This is a genomic window from Mesorhizobium sp. USDA 4775 (genome assembly GCF_054062655.1).
Genome location: NZ_JBSSFM010000001.1, coordinates 3,816,811 through 3,831,922, shown reverse-complemented (window position 1 = coordinate 3,831,922; position 15,112 = coordinate 3,816,811). Strand labels below are relative to the sequence as shown.

14 protein-coding genes are annotated in these 15,112 nt (G+C 62.4%); 5 read left to right on the top strand and 9 right to left on the bottom strand.

Features of this window, described 5'->3' with window-relative positions:
• Positions 1-22: 22 nt before the first annotated feature.
• The gene (locus tag ACVILI_RS18800; protein WP_038646678.1) at positions 23-1,555 is read left to right on the top strand and encodes an acyl-CoA carboxylase subunit beta; all 1,533 of its coding nucleotides are present in this window, start codon (positions 23-25) and stop codon (positions 1,553-1,555) included.
• Positions 1,556-1,595: 40 nt separating this feature from the next.
• Here ACVILI_RS18800 and ACVILI_RS18795 read toward each other — a convergent pair whose 3' ends face one another.
• On the bottom strand, positions 1,596-3,596 hold the full coding sequence (locus ACVILI_RS18795; protein WP_038646676.1) for a hypothetical protein: 2,001 nt from the start codon (positions 3,594-3,596) through the stop codon (positions 1,596-1,598).
• Positions 3,593-5,131, bottom strand: a complete 1,539-nt coding sequence (locus tag ACVILI_RS18790) for a bifunctional ADP-dependent NAD(P)H-hydrate dehydratase/NAD(P)H-hydrate epimerase (RefSeq protein ID WP_027046813.1) — start codon at positions 5,129-5,131, stop codon at positions 3,593-3,595. The genes ACVILI_RS18795 and ACVILI_RS18790 overlap by 4 nt, the downstream gene beginning before the upstream one ends.
• Positions 5,132-5,488: 357 nt before the next feature.
• Between ACVILI_RS18790 and ACVILI_RS18785 the strand changes: the two genes are divergently transcribed.
• Positions 5,489-5,827 (top strand): P-II family nitrogen regulator, encoded by a 339-nt coding sequence (locus ACVILI_RS18785; RefSeq protein WP_019857988.1) that lies wholly within the window; start codon positions 5,489-5,491, stop codon positions 5,825-5,827.
• Between the two features lie 62 nt (positions 5,828-5,889).
• Positions 5,890-7,299 carry a type I glutamate--ammonia ligase gene (gene glnA / locus ACVILI_RS18780; protein WP_010909302.1) on the top strand — a complete coding sequence of 470 codons (1,410 nt, stop codon included), beginning with the start codon at positions 5,890-5,892 and terminating at the stop codon, positions 7,297-7,299.
• A 67-nt stretch (positions 7,300-7,366) separates the two neighbouring features.
• Here glnA and ACVILI_RS18775 read toward each other — a convergent pair whose 3' ends face one another.
• Entirely contained in the window at positions 7,367-7,837 is a 471-nt protein-coding gene (locus ACVILI_RS18775) for a hypothetical protein (protein WP_148307371.1), read from the bottom strand.
• Positions 7,838-7,994: 157 nt separating this feature from the next.
• On the opposite strand from ACVILI_RS18775, the gene ACVILI_RS18770 reads away from it, so the two are divergent.
• Complete coding sequence (locus tag ACVILI_RS18770; RefSeq protein WP_019857986.1) at positions 7,995-8,159, top strand: hypothetical protein; 165 nt, start codon at positions 7,995-7,997, stop codon at positions 8,157-8,159.
• A 112-nt stretch (positions 8,160-8,271) separates the two neighbouring features.
• Here the strand turns inward: ACVILI_RS18770 and ACVILI_RS18765 are convergent, their stop codons facing one another.
• A complete protein-coding gene (locus ACVILI_RS18765) occupies positions 8,272-9,312 on the bottom strand; it encodes a glutamine synthetase beta-grasp domain-containing protein (protein WP_010909300.1) in 1,041 nt (346 codons plus the stop codon).
• Positions 9,313-9,628: 316 nt separating this feature from the next.
• Here ACVILI_RS18765 and ACVILI_RS18760 point away from each other — a divergent pair, with 316 nt between their 5' ends.
• Positions 9,629-9,820, top strand: coding sequence for a DUF2735 domain-containing protein (locus tag ACVILI_RS18760; RefSeq protein WP_019857985.1), 192 nt, complete (start codon positions 9,629-9,631; stop codon positions 9,818-9,820).
• 81 nt (positions 9,821-9,901) lie between these two features.
• On the opposite strand, the gene ACVILI_RS18755 is transcribed toward ACVILI_RS18760, so the two are convergent.
• From ACVILI_RS18755 to crcB, 5 genes are all read right to left on the bottom strand, one after another.
• On the bottom strand, positions 9,902-11,791 hold the full coding sequence (locus tag ACVILI_RS18755; protein WP_457102560.1) for an MFS transporter: 1,890 nt from the start codon (positions 11,789-11,791) through the stop codon (positions 9,902-9,904).
• 183 nt (positions 11,792-11,974) lie between these two features.
• Complete coding sequence (locus ACVILI_RS18750; protein WP_038646671.1) at positions 11,975-12,766, bottom strand: ATP12 family chaperone protein; 792 nt, start codon at positions 12,764-12,766, stop codon at positions 11,975-11,977.
• A 12-nt stretch (positions 12,767-12,778) separates the two neighbouring features.
• Entirely contained in the window at positions 12,779-13,648 is an 870-nt protein-coding gene (locus ACVILI_RS18745) for a DMT family transporter (RefSeq protein WP_051726917.1), read from the bottom strand.
• A gap of 47 nt (positions 13,649-13,695) precedes the next feature.
• The gene (locus tag ACVILI_RS18740; protein WP_019857981.1) at positions 13,696-14,676 is read right to left on the bottom strand and encodes an RluA family pseudouridine synthase; all 981 of its coding nucleotides are present in this window, start codon (positions 14,674-14,676) and stop codon (positions 13,696-13,698) included.
• 61 nt (positions 14,677-14,737) lie between these two features.
• Entirely contained in the window at positions 14,738-15,112 is a 375-nt protein-coding gene (crcB, locus tag ACVILI_RS18735; protein ID WP_038652633.1) for a fluoride efflux transporter CrcB, read from the bottom strand.

Below are 15,112 nucleotides of genomic sequence, written 5' to 3'. Positions count from 1 at the left end.
ATCGCGCATGGGGGACCGAGCGATGAAGGACGTGCTGAAGGAACTCGAGCGCCGGCGCGACATCGCCCGCATGGGTGGCGGCAAGGCGCGCATCGACGCCCAGCACAAAAAGGGCAAGCTCACCGCGCGCGAACGCATCGAGGTGTTCCTCGACGAAGGCTCGTTCGAAGAGTTCGACATGTATGTCGAACACCGCTCGACCGATTTCGGCATGGAGAAGACCAAGATCGCCGGCGATGGCGTCGTCACCGGCTGGGGCACGGTCAACGGTCGTCCGGTCTACCTCTTCGCCAAGGATTTCACCGTATTCGGCGGCTCGCTGTCGGAAGCGCATGCCGAAAAGGTCATCAAGGTGCAGGAGATGGCGCTGCGCAACCGCGCGCCGATCATCGGGCTTTACGATGCCGGCGGCGCGCGCATCCAGGAGGGCGTTGCGGCGCTCGGCGGCTATGCCGAAATCTTCCAGCGCAACGTGCTGGCCTCCGGCGTCATTCCGCAGATTTCCGTGATCATGGGTCCATGCGCCGGCGGCGACGTCTATTCGCCCGCAATGACCGACTTCATCTTCATGGTGCGCGACACCTCCTACATGTTCGTCACCGGCCCGGATGTGGTGAAGACCGTCACCAATGAGACGGTGACGGCCGAAAGCCTCGGCGGCGCCTCGGTGCACACAACCAAATCCTCCATCGCCGACGGCGCCTACGACAATGACGTCGAGGCGCTTCTGCAGATGCGCCGGCTGGTCGACCTGCTGCCGGCTTCGAACACATCGGACATTCCCGAGATCGAATGCTACCAGTCGGTCACCGACCACGATCTGTCGCTCGACCGGCTGATTCCCGACAACGCCAACAAACCCTATGACATCAAGGAGTTGATCCTGAAGGTCGCCGACGAAGGTGACTTCTTCGAGATCCAGCAGAGTTTCGCCAAAAACATCGTGACCGGCTTCGGGCGCGTCGAGGGCCGCACGGTCGGCTTCGTCGCCAACCAGCCGATGGTGCTGGCCGGCGTGCTCGATTCCGACGCCAGCCGCAAGGCGGCACGCTTCGTGCGTTTTTGCGATTGTTTTTCCATCCCGATCGTCACCTTTGTCGATGTTCCTGGTTTCCTGCCCGGTACCGCGCAGGAATATGGCGGGCTGATCAAGCACGGCGCCAAGCTCTTGTTCGCCTATGCCGAGGCGACCGTGCCGAAGATCACCGTCATCACCAGAAAGGCCTATGGCGGCGCCTATGACGTCATGGCGTCAAAGCATCTGCGTGGCGACATGAACTATGCCTGGCCGACGGCGCAGATCGCGGTGATGGGCGCGAGAGGCGCGGTCGAGATCATCTACCGCAAGGACATTGGCGACGCGGAAAAGATCGCAGCCCATACAAAGACTTACGAGGATCGCTTCCTGTCGCCCTTCGTCGCCGCCGAGCGCGGCTATGTCGACGAAGTGATCATGCCGCACTCGACCCGCCGCCGCATCGCCCGGGCGCTGCGGATGCTGCGCAACAAGGACATGCAGAATCCCTGGAAGAAGCACGACAACATTCCGCTGTGAGGCGACCGATAGGCTTCTGCAGGCGGTAGCCGTCGAACACTCATTCCTCCTCGGCCGCGCCGAACCCCGCGTCCCTTGGCTCGCTGGTGGCGCTCGCCCAGGGTGTCGCGTGGTTGTCGATGCGCATCTGGAAGATGAAATAGGTCGGCGAGCAGAAGCCGATGCCTTTCACTTTAGGAGCGCCCGGCGTGTCCGGCGGTAGCGACTGGCACATATAGTCCTCGCGGCAGAAATGATCGGCCGAGCAGGCCGGCCGGTTGCCGCGATTGACTGCGCCGCCGAGGCACTGGTCGAAATTGTTGGTCGCCACGCACGTATCGAATTTCTTGCCGCCGACCAGCCCGCAGATTTCGTTCGGCATCGGCTTGCCCTTCTTGAAGGCGGCGAAGCTGCGATCCTTGTCGTCGCAGGCGCGGTAGGCGATGCCGGCCGGCACGCCGATCTTGGGCGGCCGGCAGGTATAGGCGGTCCGCGAAATCCCCGGCGCGAAGGCGGCGAACTGGCCGGTGATCTTGTAGCGATCGTTGAAAGGCTGCGACGGGTTGCTGGCGATCGACCCGTTCAGGCAGGGGTGGCCGGAGAACATTTTTTCGCTGTCCTTGGGCAACAGACACTGCGCCAGAGTGGTGCGCACGCCAGACGCGGCCACCAGCGGTGTGCAGACCGTACCGCCACCGCATTGCCAGGTCGCGCCGAAACGCTTGGCATCGTCCGGCATCAGGCACGGCATCGCCATTTCTGCCGGCGCGTAGTCGATTTCGCCGGCATCGCTCCATGTGGCTGGCGGCGCGAAGGACAGCGGCCGGTACCGGTTCGGCTCCTTGCCTTCTTGCGTTGCGCGCAGCCAGGCCTGGCGCCGGGGGACCTCGGCATGCAGATGCGGCGAGATACCGACCTCGATGCGATTGAGCGGCGATGTCGTCCTGTCGTCGAGGCCGATGAAGTGGAAGCCGGCCGTGGAACCCGCCTGGTGGCAGCCCTGGCAGGCGCCATTGTCCAGCCGGTCAACCAGTGCCTCCGGTGTGCGCACCAGCTTCAGCGCCGCATAGTCCAGGCTGGCGAAATCCGTGGGCTTGAACAGCGGCGTGAACGGATGGTTGGCCTGTCTTGCGCTGCCGAAGGTCGACCATGAGATGACCTTCTTCGCCAGGAATTCGCTGGGGAGTTCGTAGACGCCAAGATCGACCGCCCCGACATTGGCGCTGACATAATCGGCGAGCTTTTTCTTGAGCGCTGCGTCTTGCGAGAGCCGTGGGGTGTCCGGCGTGTTCTCCAGCGGCTTCTCACTGACGGCGGCGCCATCGATGCCGAATATCCGCATGAGATAGGCGGCCTGCCCGCCGAATTCGGTCTCCTGGCCGGAGGGAAAGCGCACGACCTGCGCATTGAGTTCAAGCTGCTTGAAGGTCAGCCCGGCCCGCTCCAGCGGCCCGCCGGTCAGCCAGCCGGCATCGACGCTCTCATCGAGTTGCGGCGTCCAGCGCCCGGCAACGCCGACGCAGCCGCCGTCGGCATCGGGTGCCGCACGGTAGACGGCGTTGAAGTTGAACGGCAGCCGCGAGGCCAGGACCTTGCCGTCCTTCTTGAAACTGTAGGCCAGGCGATAGATGAAGCGCACCTCGCCGCAGCTCTTGTCACCTTCCAGGGCAGCGAAATCACGCCGGTCGAGCCGGTTGACGACGCCGACCAGCCGGAAGCGCGCCGCCTCCGTCTTCAGCCAGCGCATATCCATGATGCGGCCGACATTGGCGTCGGTCACCTCGTAGAGCGTGCGCCCGCCGGCCTTCATCTCGGCGCGCAGCGTGGCAATGTCTGATGCCGCCGTATCGACGATCGCATGATAGGCTGGCGCCCTGTCATAGAGTGTCTTCAGGTTGTCCTCGCCATCGACGGCGAAAATGCCGGCGAAGCCAAAACCCCCGGCATCGAGGGCGGCGAGCACCGCCGGATCGTCGACGATGGTCACCGGCTGCTCGGCGCGCACGCCTTGCGATGCGAACAGCGCGATGACGGCCGCGACGGCGAGCGCGAAACGCTTCATTCGACGGGCACCTTGCGGCGTGCTTCGACCAGTTCGCGCAACACAGGCACCAGCGCCAACGGCAGATCCTCGGCAATCAGCCCCGGTCCGAACCGGCTGCCGGCCTCGGCATGGATCCACACCGCCGCGCAGGCCGCTTCGAACGCCGGCATGGCTTGCGCCAGCAGACCGGCTGATATGCCGGACAGCACGTCGCCAGACCCGGCAGTGGCAAGCCACGCCGCGCCATTGGAATTGATCGCCGCCCTGCCATCGGGCGCAGCGATCACCGTGTCAGCGCCCTTGTAGACGATAACGGCATTGGCACGTGCGGCCGCCGCGCGCGCCTTGTCGAGCTTGGACGAGGCATTGTCATCGGCGATATCAGGAAACAGCCTGGCGAACTCCCCTTCGTGCGGGGTCATCACCAGGGCCGGTGCATTCGGCCGGCGCGCCGCTTCGAACAAGATTTCCGGCGCCTCGCGAAACGCGGTGATCGCGTCAGCGTCGAACACAAGGCCATCGACCTGTGTGGCGGCATCCTGAGCTTGTCCGGAGGCGAGGAGCGCCAGCCCAAAGCTTCGCGTTTTGTCACCAACGCCGAAGCCCGGGCCAAGGATGAAGGCCGAAGGCCGGCGTTCGCCGACAAATTCCCGGATGTCCGCGACATCATCGGTCTTGCGCAGCATGATCGAGGTCAGATGGCCGGCATTGACCTGCATGGCGTTGCCCGGCGACAGCACGGTCACCGCCCCTGCCCCGCTTCGAGCCGCGGCAAGCGCCGACAGCCGCGCCGCCCCGGTAGCGCTCGGCCCGCCGGAAAAGACGCCGACATGGCCGCGCTTGTACTTGTGTGCATCGACAGCCGGCACCGGGAAGTCGCGTAGCCAATGCGCCTGCCTGTTCGCGAACGTCCGGGGCTGGAGCCGTGCGATGATGTCATCGCCGATGCCGATATCGGCAAGCACGATCTCGCCGCATCGCTCACGGCCAGGCAGGAGCAAATGGCCTGGCTTCTTGCGCGCGAAGGTCACGGTGACGGCGGCGGTAAATGCCACGCCCAAAACTTTGCCACTGTCGCCGGAAACGCCCGAGGGCAGATCGACCGCGACAACCGGCAAACGCCGATCGGTGGCGACAGCCACCGCCCTGGCGGCATCGCCGGACAGCGGTTTAGACAGCCCTGCGCCGTAAAGCGCATCGACCACGATCGAGCCAGGCTCGGCTTCGAACCCGGACAGTGGCCGGGACGCGATCGGGCACTGTGCCGCGGCAAGTGCTGCGTCGCTTCGCGGCCTCGGCGCACCGGACGCCCAGATCGTGGTGGCAACGCCGCTGTCAGCCAGGATACGGGCGACGACATAGCCGTCGCCACCATTGTTGCCGGGACCACACAGCACGTGGACATGGGTCGCTGAGGGGTAACGCCTGAGAACTTCGCCCGCGACCGCTTCGCCGGCGCGGCACATCAGGCCGATGCCGTCCACCGGGCCGGCGGCAATCGTCAGCCGGTCCGCCTCGCCCATTTCGGCGGAAGTAAGAAGTTCATCGCTCATGGATTGCCGATCCGCATTCGATCAAGCATTGTCCAGTTTTCGAGCCGAAGCAAACAAAGAGGAGCGCATCAGCAACTGCGGCCATGCCACCAAGGCGGGCATCAAGGCAAAAAGCGCACACCAGATGAGCATTCCGCCTAATTATTAGGCGGACGCAAGCATGGGGACTGTGTAGGCTTCAGCAGGCCATGCCGCATCCGATGCAGTGAATGACGCGAATTTGCATCTCGGTGCGGCATGGGTTGGAAATCGTATGAAACCGCTTCGAATCCAGCTATCTGGCACAGTTCGTGCTTGATGGAGGCGCAAGCGGGGGTTCACAACCCGTTTTTTTTGGCAGTGGAGGCCACTTTTTACATGAAAAAGATCGAAGCGATCATCAAGCCATTCAAGCTGGACGAAGTGAAGGAAGCGCTTCAGGAGGCCGGACTGCAAGGTATCACCGTAACCGAGGCCAAGGGCTTCGGACGTCAGAAAGGCCATACCGAACTCTATCGTGGCGCCGAATATGTGGTCGATTTCCTGCCGAAGGTGAAGATCGAGGTCGTGCTCGGCGACGACGCGGTCGAAGCCGCCATCGAAGCCATCCGCAAGGCGGCCCAGACCGGCCGTATCGGCGACGGCAAGATCTTCGTCTCCAATATCGAGGAAGTCGTGCGCATCCGCACCGGTGAGACCGGAATGGACGCGGTCTGACGCGACCAGCCTTCTAAGAAACGTCATCCATCAAAAAACGTCATCAAACAGGGATACATGACATGACGACAGCCAAAGACATCATGAAGCAGATCAAGGACAACGACGTGAAATTCGTCGACCTGCGCTTCACCGACCCGAAGGGCAAGCTGCAGCACGTGACGATGGATGTCGTGGAGGTCGAGGAAGACATGTTTGCCGATGGCGTCATGTTCGACGGCTCCTCGATCGCCGGCTGGAAGGCCATCAACGAGTCCGACATGGTGCTGATGCCCGATCCGGACACGGTCCACATGGACCCGTTCTTCGCGCAGTCGACCATGGTCATCCTGTGCGACATCCTCGACCCGGTCTCGGGCGAATCCTACAACCGCGACCCGCGCGGCACGGCCAAGAAGGCCGAGGCCTACATGAAGTCGGAAGGCATCGGCGACCAGATCTTCGTCGGCCCGGAAGCCGAGTTCTTCGTGTTCGATGACGTCAAGTACAAGGCCGATCCCTACAACACCGGCTTCAAGCTCGACTCCACCGAACTGCCGTCCAACGACGACACCGACTACGAGACCGGCAATCTCGGCCACCGCCCGCGCATCAAGGGCGGCTATTTCCCGGTGCCGCCGATCGACAGCGCGCAGGACATGCGCTCCGAGATGCTGACCGTGCTCGCAGAAATGGGCGTGCGCGTCGAAAAGCATCACCACGAGGTCGCGGCCGCGCAGCACGAACTCGGCATCAAGTTCGACACGCTGGTCCGCAACGCCGACAAGATGCTGATCTACAAGTATGTCGTGCACCAGGTCGCCAACGCCTATGGCAAGACGGCCACCTTCATGCCGAAGCCCATCTTCGGCGACAACGGCTCGGGCATGCACGTCCACCAGTCGATCTGGAAAGGCGGCAAGCCGACCTTCGCCGGCAATGAATATGCCGGCCTGTCGGAAAGCTGCCTGTTCTACATTGGCGGCATCATCAAGCACGCCAAGGCGATCAACGCGTTCACCAACCCGCTGACCAACTCCTACAAGCGTCTGGTGCCCGGCTATGAAGCGCCGGTGCTGCTTGCCTACTCCGCGCGCAACCGTTCGGCCTCCTGCCGCATCCCGTTCGGCTCGTCGCCGAAGGCCAAGCGCGTCGAGGTCCGCTTCCCCGATCCGGGCGCGAACCCCTACCTCGCCTTCGCCGCCATGCTGATGGCCGGCCTTGACGGCATCAAGAACAAGATCCATCCGGGCCAGCCGATGGACAAGGACCTCTACGACCTGCCGCCGAAGGAGCTGAAGAAGATCCCGACCGTCTGCGGTTCGCTGCGTGAAGCCCTCCAGAGCCTCGACAAGGACCGCGGCTTCCTGAAGGCCGGCGGCGTCTTCGACGACGACCAGATCGACAGCTACATCGAACTGAAGATGGCTGAGGTGATGCGCTTCGAAATGACCCCGCATCCGGTCGAATACGACATGTACTATTCGGTGTAAGAACCCGTACCGATAGCGTTGAAAAGGCCCTTGAAGGATTTCCGCCTTCAAGGGCTTTTTGCTGTCGTCAATGCGCATCGATGAGCGCGCGAGTGGTCAGCCACGCAAGCGCGAACACTCTCGCTCGGTTCCAAAGCATCGTTTGATGGCGCGGCTTGCCAGCTTCGTGACCGCCGGCGGAAATCGCAAATGAAGGCTGGTGGGTGGCAGTTTCGAGCGCGCAATCGAACGCCAGGAGCGAGCGGCGCACTGCCTCAGGCTGCAATGCCCGCTCGTCCGGCGCCCCGCCAATGCCGTCGTTCAAGAAACCCCGCCCCGTTCGAACAGCATCGCTTTGGCGTAACCCCATGGCCACGAATACGCATGCCGCAGCGTGATCTGTCAACGTCGCCCGACGAATGCATAAATCGCCGATTTCGATGTATGAACAGAGGCTTATACTGGGGATCGTTGGAGTGCGGATGAGCCGGAACACGCCGTTTTCCGGGCTTTTTCGACGAAGTCGAGAGCGTACGACACCAGTGGCGGCAAGCAGCATCAGCCAAAAGCCTCTCCATCCGGCGTATTTGCCCTGGCCTTTTCAACCTGACTTTTTTTGGGGGTATTCGCTTCGCCGGCCAGCACTGCAAAAAAGAATCCGGCGAAGGCCGGGATTCTCGCAAGGACGGGGCGTCGGAGGGCAACGCCTATCCTGCATGGACGATTTCTACGCAGCCGTCGTACAGGCGACCGAGGAGGCGGTGCTCAACGCGCTCGTCGCCAACGATGACATTATCGGCCGCGACGGCAACCGGAGCCCTGCTCTGCCCCATGCCAAGGTGCTGGCGGCGCTGAAGGCACGTGGGGCTGTCGCCGGCTGAGAACGGCAGACGCGCCTCGCAAACACGAAAAAGCCCTAGCGTTTCCGCCAGGGCTTTTTGTTGTCGAGTTCTGGTCGCGGCGAAGACTTTGCGATCCGCGCCGCGAAAACAATCAGGCGGCGGCCGAGACCTTAGCGTCGGTCGCAACCTGCGAGATCGTCTTCAGCACCTGCGAGGCGATCTGGTAGGGGTCGCCCTGGGAGTTCGGACGACGGTCCTCCAGATAGCCCTTGTAGTCATTCTTGACGAAGGAGTGCGGCACGCGGATCGAGGCGCCACGGTCGGCGACGCCATAGCTGAACTTGTTCCACGGCGCGGTCTCGTGCTTGCCGGTCAGGCGCTTGTCGTTGTCCGGACCGTAGACGGCGATGTGGTCCATCAGGTTCTTGTCGAACTGCGCCATCAGGGCTTCGAAATAGGCCTTGCCGCCGACTTCGCGCATGAACTTGGTCGAGAAGTTGCAGTGCATGCCGGAGCCGTTCCAGTCGGTGTCGCCGAGCGGCTTGCAGTGGAACTCGATGTCGATGCCGTAAGTCTCGGTCAGACGCAGGAGCAGGTAGCGCGCCATCCAGATCTGGTCGGCGGCCTTCTTGGAGCCCTTGCCGAAAATCTGGAATTCCCACTGGCCCTTGGCCACTTCGGCGTTGATGCCTTCGTGGTTGATGCCGGCAGCAAGGCACTGGTCGAGATGCTCTTCGACGATCTTGCGCGCGACGTCGCCGACGTTCTTGTAGCCGACGCCGGTGTAGTACGGACCCTGCGGCGCGGGATAACCGCTCTCCGGGAAGCCGAGCGGGCGACCGTCCTTGTAGAAGAAATATTCCTGCTCGAAGCCGAACCAGGCGTCCTCGTCGTCGAGGATGGTCGCGCGGCTGTTCGATTCATGCGGGGTGACGCCATCGGGCATCATGACCTCGCACATGACGAGAATGCCATTGGTGCGGGCCGGATCCGGGTAAAGCGCCACAGGCTTCAACACGCAATCGGAGCTGCGGCCTTCGGCCTGCATGGTCGAGGAACCGTCGAAGCCCCACAGCGGCAGCTGTTCGAGCGTCGGGAATTCCGCGAATTCCTTGATCTGCGTCTTGCCGCGAAGGTTGGGGACCGGGGTGTAACCATCGAGCCAAATGTACTCGAGCTTGTATTTCGTCATTCTAGCCTCTCGTTGCTTGTTCACCGAACACCAAACGGCCTCGACACGCGTCTGCCGTCGGCAGCCGGCGCTGCCGATCCCTAAAATGCAATTCATGTGCCACTCCGACTTCGGCGGGTGCGGCAAAATGGCAGGGATATCGCGTCGAATTTGCTGAGCCGCCTCAGCACTGGGTCCAAATCAATCAAACGCGAATTATGCATAAATATTAGGCAATTGCTGATCTTTTCGTAGGCATATTGCCTAAAGGAATCGCAGGACCTATCTTGTAGGAAAGCTGAATCGACAAGCTCCTGAAAAAGAAAGGAGACCGCCCATGGAAGTCGTCCCCTCCCGTCCGTCGGCAAAAATTCTGATGTTCCCTCTGGCAGCGCGCAAATCTGCCTCAAATTTAGGCGCAAAGGCGAAGTTCGCGGCAGAGGTCGCCTCGTTGCGCTACACGTACGCCGATTTTGACGGCTGGTATCACGAGGCGGCCATCGAGGAAGATAATCAGCCAAAGAGCTGATCCGCTTCTTCGGGTCTCAGACATGGAAAAGCCCGGCGTGAGCGATCACGCCGGGCTTTCTGTTGGCCGATGACGGCTAGGCTATTCCTTGCCGTGTAGGTCGGTGCCAAGCGTATCCTTGACGAAGATCATGCCGATGATCAGCGTCATCGCCGCGATCACCACCGGATACCACAGACCATAGTAGATATCGCCCTTGTAGGCGCTGAGCGCGAAGACTGTTGCCGGCAACAGACCGCCGAACCAGCCATTGCCGATATGATAGGGCAGCGACATGCCGGTGTAACGAATGCGGGTCGGGAACATCTCGACCAGGATCGCCGCGATCGGCCCGTAGACCATGGTCACGAACAGGACCAGGATGAACAGGATGCCGATCGTCATCGGCCAGTTCACGGCGGCCGGATCGGCGAACATGGCGAAGGCACCGCCGCCCGGTATGTTGTAGACGGTGACCTCTGGCGCGCCGGCGGCCTCCTCCGACGTCAACAACTTGTCCTTGACCGCCTGATCGATCGGCACCGCTGTCTTTTCGCCGCCGCGAATGGCAGCCGCGTCGAGCTTGAGTTCAGGATTGGCCGCGACGAAGGCGTCGAGCTTCTGGTCCGCTACCTTGATCGCCGCACGCTTCAGCGGATACCCGCCGTCCTGCAGCGACATGTTGACCGCCTCGACGAAGGCCGCGTCCTTGGCCTTGGCCTGATCGCCAGCGGCGACCGCGTCGTAGGACGACACCGTCTCGTTGCCGATCTTGACGGTAGCAGCCGTACCGGCTGCCGCCGTCGATACCACGTCATAGGGAACCGAGTTCTTGGTCAGGAACGAAGTCGCGATGTCGCATGACGTCGTGAACTTGGCGGTGCCGACCGGGTTGAACTGGAACTTGCAGTCGCCGGGTGCTGCCGTGACCGTTGCCTTTGTATTCAGCTGCGCCTTGGCGAGTGCCGGATTGGCGGCCCAGGTCAATGCCTTGAACAACGGGAAGGTGCAGACGATGGCGAGCGCAAGGCCAGCCATGATGATCGGCTTGCGGCCGATCTTGTCGGAGAGCCAGCCGAACACGACGAAGAAGATCGAGCCGAGTGCCAACGCGATCGCGATCATGATGTTGACCGACTGCGCATCGACTTTCAGTACGTTCTGCAGGAAGAACAGCGCGTAGAACTGGCCATTGTACCAGACGACGGCCTGTCCAGCAGTGAGACCAAGCAGCGCCAGCAGTGCGATCTTGGCGTTCTTCCACTGACCGAAGGCTTCCGAAAGCGGTGCCTTCGAGCCCTTACCTTCGTCCTTCATCTTCTGGAAGGTCGGAGACTCCGAGAGAGACAGTCGAATCCAGATCGAGACGGCGAGCAGCACGAAGGAGACGATAAACGGAATACGCCAGCCCCAAGCGGCGTAGGTTTCCTTGCTCAAGGAGCCCTGAACAATCAGAATGACGATCAGCGACAGGAACAGGCCAAGTGTCGCCGTCGTCTGGATCCACGACGTGTAGAAGCCGCGACGGTCGTCAGGCGCGTGCTCAGCGACATAGGTCGCCGCACCGCCATATTCGCCGCCGAGGGCCAAACCCTGCAACATGCGTAGCACGATCAGGATCACCGGAGCCGCGATACCCAAGGTCGCATAACCGGGCAGCAAGCCGACCAGGAAGGTCGACAGACCCATGATCGTCATGGTGACGAGAAAGGTATATTTGCGGCCGACGAGGTCACCGATACGGCCAAACACCAGGGCGCCGAACGGGCGGACGAGAAAACCGGCGGCAAAAGCCAGCAGCGCGAAGATGTTGCGCGTCGCCTCCGGAATGGTCGGACTGAAAAAGGTCGAGCCAATGAAGGCCGCCAATGAACCGTAGAGATAGAAATCGTACCATTCGAAAACGGTGCCGAGTGAGGAAGCGAAGATGACCTTCTTCTCTTCCCGAGTCATGCCGCGGCTCGTTCTGCCGGCGGTCGATGCCATTGCCATTGAGTTGTCCTCCCGTGAGACGCTGTCCTCGATGCCGGGCGCCAGTGTCAGCGTTCTCCTCCGAACGCGGACTCGGAAATGCCGGGCCATCACGGGAAAAATGACAGAAAGCGCCCGCCGGCGGCAGAGCGACGATGGGATTATGACTTTGGTATTAGGTGCGGTGCGGCAATCGCCGCAGGGTCAACCCTTGAGCGCCTCGAGAAGGCTGACGGCAGCCATCATATCGCGTTTGCGGGCGGCACGGCGCGCGACCGCTTCGGCGTCCTGCCCCCAATGCTCGATCTGCCAGTCCTCGTCGACATGGCCGGCGGCCCAGGCAGTCTCGGCATCGAGCTCGCCGAAATCGACCGCCAGCGCCAGCAGCGCCGAACCCGTCAGCGAGGTCATGAGGTGGATGGCGGCCAACCGCAGCGGCTCGGCGCGCTGATTGAGATGACTGCCCAGAACGGCGATCGTCTCGCGTGGCTGCTCGACATGGATGATGCCCTCGGCAAGGTTGAAGCGAGCCCCCAATGTCGTGCGCGCCCAATCGATGACCGGATCCCACTGCTCGTTCTGCCGCGCGACCAGCCCTTGGGGAGCGTCGGCGCGGTAACAGAGCAGATCCGATGAGGCAAACCGCAGTATGTCTTCCAGCACCGCCTGCGGATCGTTGGCAACGCCGTCGATGGTGGTGTTGACCAGGCGCATCACCGGCATCGTCACCGGATTGATCGTCTCGCCCTGTTCCGCGAACTCGCCTGCAACCAGCACTGCCGCCGCCTCGGTCGGCAGCGCCAGCAGCGCCTTGCCCGGCGTGCGCACCGGCTTGCCGTCGAGATGCACGGCAAAACCTCCCTCTATCGGCACAACCGAAGCGGTTTTGTAGAAGCGCTTGGGCAGCGGCGTCTTCATCTGAATCTGGGCGCGGCGGACCGGATCCGGATCGGAAAGATACTTGCCCGCTTCGAGGTCGTTGAGGATGTCACGCATGAAAAGTCACTCTCACACCGGTGTCGGCTTGCGCGCCGGCCGGTTAACGATGATCAGGCCCGCCGCAATCAAGCCAAGTGCCAGAAAAATGCGAATGGTCAGCGGCTCGTTCAAGATGATCGCGCCGCACAGGACACCGAAAACCGGCGACAGGAAGGTAAAGCTGGACAGGCCGGAGGCCGGATAGCGGCGCAGAAGCCAGAGCCACAGGACATAGGTGAAGGCGACGATATAGATCGCCTGGAAAAGCAGCGCCAAAGTTGGCAACAAGGACGGATCGCGCACCGGCGGGCCGGCGAGAGGCAGCACCAATATGCCGACGATCGCCGCGCCGGCGAGTTGGTAGAGCAGCAGCTTCTCGGCGCTCGCCACGACCAGTTTCGACCGCTTGATGAGGATATTGGTCAAAGCCCAGAAGAACCCGGAGCCAAGACTGAGCAGATCGCCGAACAGCATGTCGCCGCCGCCAAGCTTGTCGGAAAAGACGGCGGTGAGGCCGGCAAAAGCCAGCAGCAGGCCGAGGAACTTGCGCATGGTTATCTGTTCGCCAAGCAGGAAGTGACCGCCAATCAGCATCCAGAACGGCATTGAGTTGACCAGCAGCGTGTTGCGGGCAACAGTCGTATGCTCCAGGCCGACATAGAGGCAAAGGAACTCGATGCCGAAAAGCACGCCTACGGCAATGCCGGCGAGCAATGTGCCATCGCGCCTGAACAGAGCGATGCCGCGCCAGCGGCACCAGAGGAAGACGCAGAAGCCGCCGATGATCGAGCGTGCGATCGACAGGAAGACGGGATCGTAGCCGGCATAGGAGATTTTGGCGGCGACATAGTTCAGGCCCCAGGAAAAGGTCAGGCCGACCATGATGGCGGCGGCGGCCATGTCGACTGTGTCGCGCCGATCGAGCGCGTCAGTGGCGCCGCTCAAGATCAATCCTCCGCGCTGGCGTCGTCGAAGCCGATCAGGTTCCAGCTCTGGCGCATGTGCGGCGGCATCGGCGCGGTGACGTCGATGACGCCCTTGTCGGGATGCGGAATGATGATGCGGCGCGCATGCAGATGCAGGCGATTCTGGATACCGCCGGGGAAATCCCAGTTGGTGTCGGCCTCGAAATATTTCGGATCGCCGATGATCGGGCAGCCGATATAGGCGGCATGGACGCGAAGCTGGTGGGTGCGGCCCGTGTAAGGTTCCATCTCCAGCCAGGTCATGGTCTGCGCCGCCTGCTCGATGATGCGGTAGTAGGACACGGCATGGTCGGCGCCTTTTTCACCATGCGCTGCGACCCGGACGCGGTCGCCATCCTCGGTCGGCTCCTTGATCAGCCAGGTCGAGATCTTGTCCTCGCGCTTCGGCGGCACGCCCTTGACCAGCGCCCAGTAGGTCTTCTTCGTTTCGCGGGCGCGGAACGCTTCCGACAGCTTCATGGCGGCCAGTCTCGTACGGGCGACAACCAGCACGCCCGACGTGTCGCGGTCGAGCCGGTGGACCAGCCGCGGCTTCTCACCCTTCTGGTTGCGCCAGGCTTCCAGCATGTCGTCGACATTGCGGGTGACGCCCGAGCCGCCCTGCACCGCAAGGCCCGCCGGCTTGTTGAAGACGAAAACCTTCGGATCCTCATGGATCAGCATTTTCGCCAGGACGTCGGCATCGCCCTGGTTGCGGATCGAATGGCCAGTCAGCGCGCTCTCGCCCTTCTTGTCGACCTCGAGTGGCGGGATACGCACCACCTGGCCGGGCTCGACACGGCTGTCGGCCTTGACGCGGCCGCCGTCGACGCGGATCTGGCCGGAGCGCAGCAGCTTCTGCAAATGGCCGAAACCAAGGCCCGGGAAATGCGTCTTGAACCAGCGATCGAGCCGCATGCCCGCCTCGCCGGCCTCCACCGTGATCTGTTCAACGCCTGCCATTTTTTCTTCGCTTATCCGTTTCCAAAGCAGGGCTCGGCCTGCGCTTGGCGCGGCAATAGCATTAAGGCAGGCTTCTTGCGAGCCAAAGACCCAAAAACAGGGCGATGATCGCGCCAATGACACTGGCCAGCGCATATCCGAATGCCGGCAGCGTGGCTCCGCGCTCCCACAGCGTCGCGAAATCGAGCGAAAAGGCGGAAAAAGTCGTGAAGCCGCCAAAGATGCCGGTGGCGACGAACAGCCTGACTTCGTTCGACCCGCCGCGGCGCGCCAGGGCGGCGATGAACAGGCCCATGGCAAAGGAGCCGACGATGTTGATGACCATCGTGCCCCAGGGGTAGTTGGGGCCGACAAGACGCAGCGCGCCCATGTTGGTGAGATGGCGGATGCCGGCGCCGATGCCGCCGCCGACGACCACGAGAAGCAGATTGAACAT

What these genes read in the sequence shown, in the direction of transcription:
- ACVILI_RS18800 (WP_038646678.1), top strand. Translation starts at nt 23, where the DNA reads ATGAAGGACGTGCTGAAGGAACTCGAGCGCCGGCGCGACATCGCCCGC.
- ACVILI_RS18795 (WP_038646676.1), bottom strand. Translation starts at nt 3,596, where the DNA reads ATGAAGCGTTTCGCGCTCGCCGTCGCGGCCGTCATCGCGCTGTTCGCA.
- ACVILI_RS18790 (WP_027046813.1), bottom strand. Translation starts at nt 5,131, where the DNA reads ATGAGCGATGAACTTCTTACTTCCGCCGAAATGGGCGAGGCGGACCGG.
- ACVILI_RS18785 (WP_019857988.1), top strand. Translation starts at nt 5,489, where the DNA reads ATGAAAAAGATCGAAGCGATCATCAAGCCATTCAAGCTGGACGAAGTG.
- glnA (WP_010909302.1), top strand. Translation starts at nt 5,890, where the DNA reads ATGACGACAGCCAAAGACATCATGAAGCAGATCAAGGACAACGACGTG.
- ACVILI_RS18775 (WP_148307371.1), bottom strand. Translation starts at nt 7,837, where the DNA reads ATGCTGCTTGCCGCCACTGGTGTCGTACGCTCTCGACTTCGTCGAAAA.
- ACVILI_RS18770 (WP_019857986.1), top strand. Translation starts at nt 7,995, where the DNA reads ATGGACGATTTCTACGCAGCCGTCGTACAGGCGACCGAGGAGGCGGTG.
- ACVILI_RS18765 (WP_010909300.1), bottom strand. Translation starts at nt 9,312, where the DNA reads ATGACGAAATACAAGCTCGAGTACATTTGGCTCGATGGTTACACCCCG.
- ACVILI_RS18760 (WP_019857985.1), top strand. Translation starts at nt 9,629, where the DNA reads ATGGAAGTCGTCCCCTCCCGTCCGTCGGCAAAAATTCTGATGTTCCCT.
- ACVILI_RS18755 (WP_457102560.1), bottom strand. Translation starts at nt 11,791, where the DNA reads ATGGCAATGGCATCGACCGCCGGCAGAACGAGCCGCGGCATGACTCGG.
- ACVILI_RS18750 (WP_038646671.1), bottom strand. Translation starts at nt 12,766, where the DNA reads ATGCGTGACATCCTCAACGACCTCGAAGCGGGCAAGTATCTTTCCGAT.
- ACVILI_RS18745 (WP_051726917.1), bottom strand. Translation starts at nt 13,648, where the DNA reads ATGGCCGCCGCCGCCATCATGGTCGGCCTGACCTTTTCCTGGGGCCTG.
- ACVILI_RS18740 (WP_019857981.1), bottom strand. Translation starts at nt 14,676, where the DNA reads ATGGCAGGCGTTGAACAGATCACGGTGGAGGCCGGCGAGGCGGGCATG.
- crcB (WP_038652633.1), bottom strand. Translation starts at nt 15,112, where the DNA reads ATGTTCAATCTGCTTCTCGTGGTCGTCGGCGGCGGCATCGGCGCCGGC.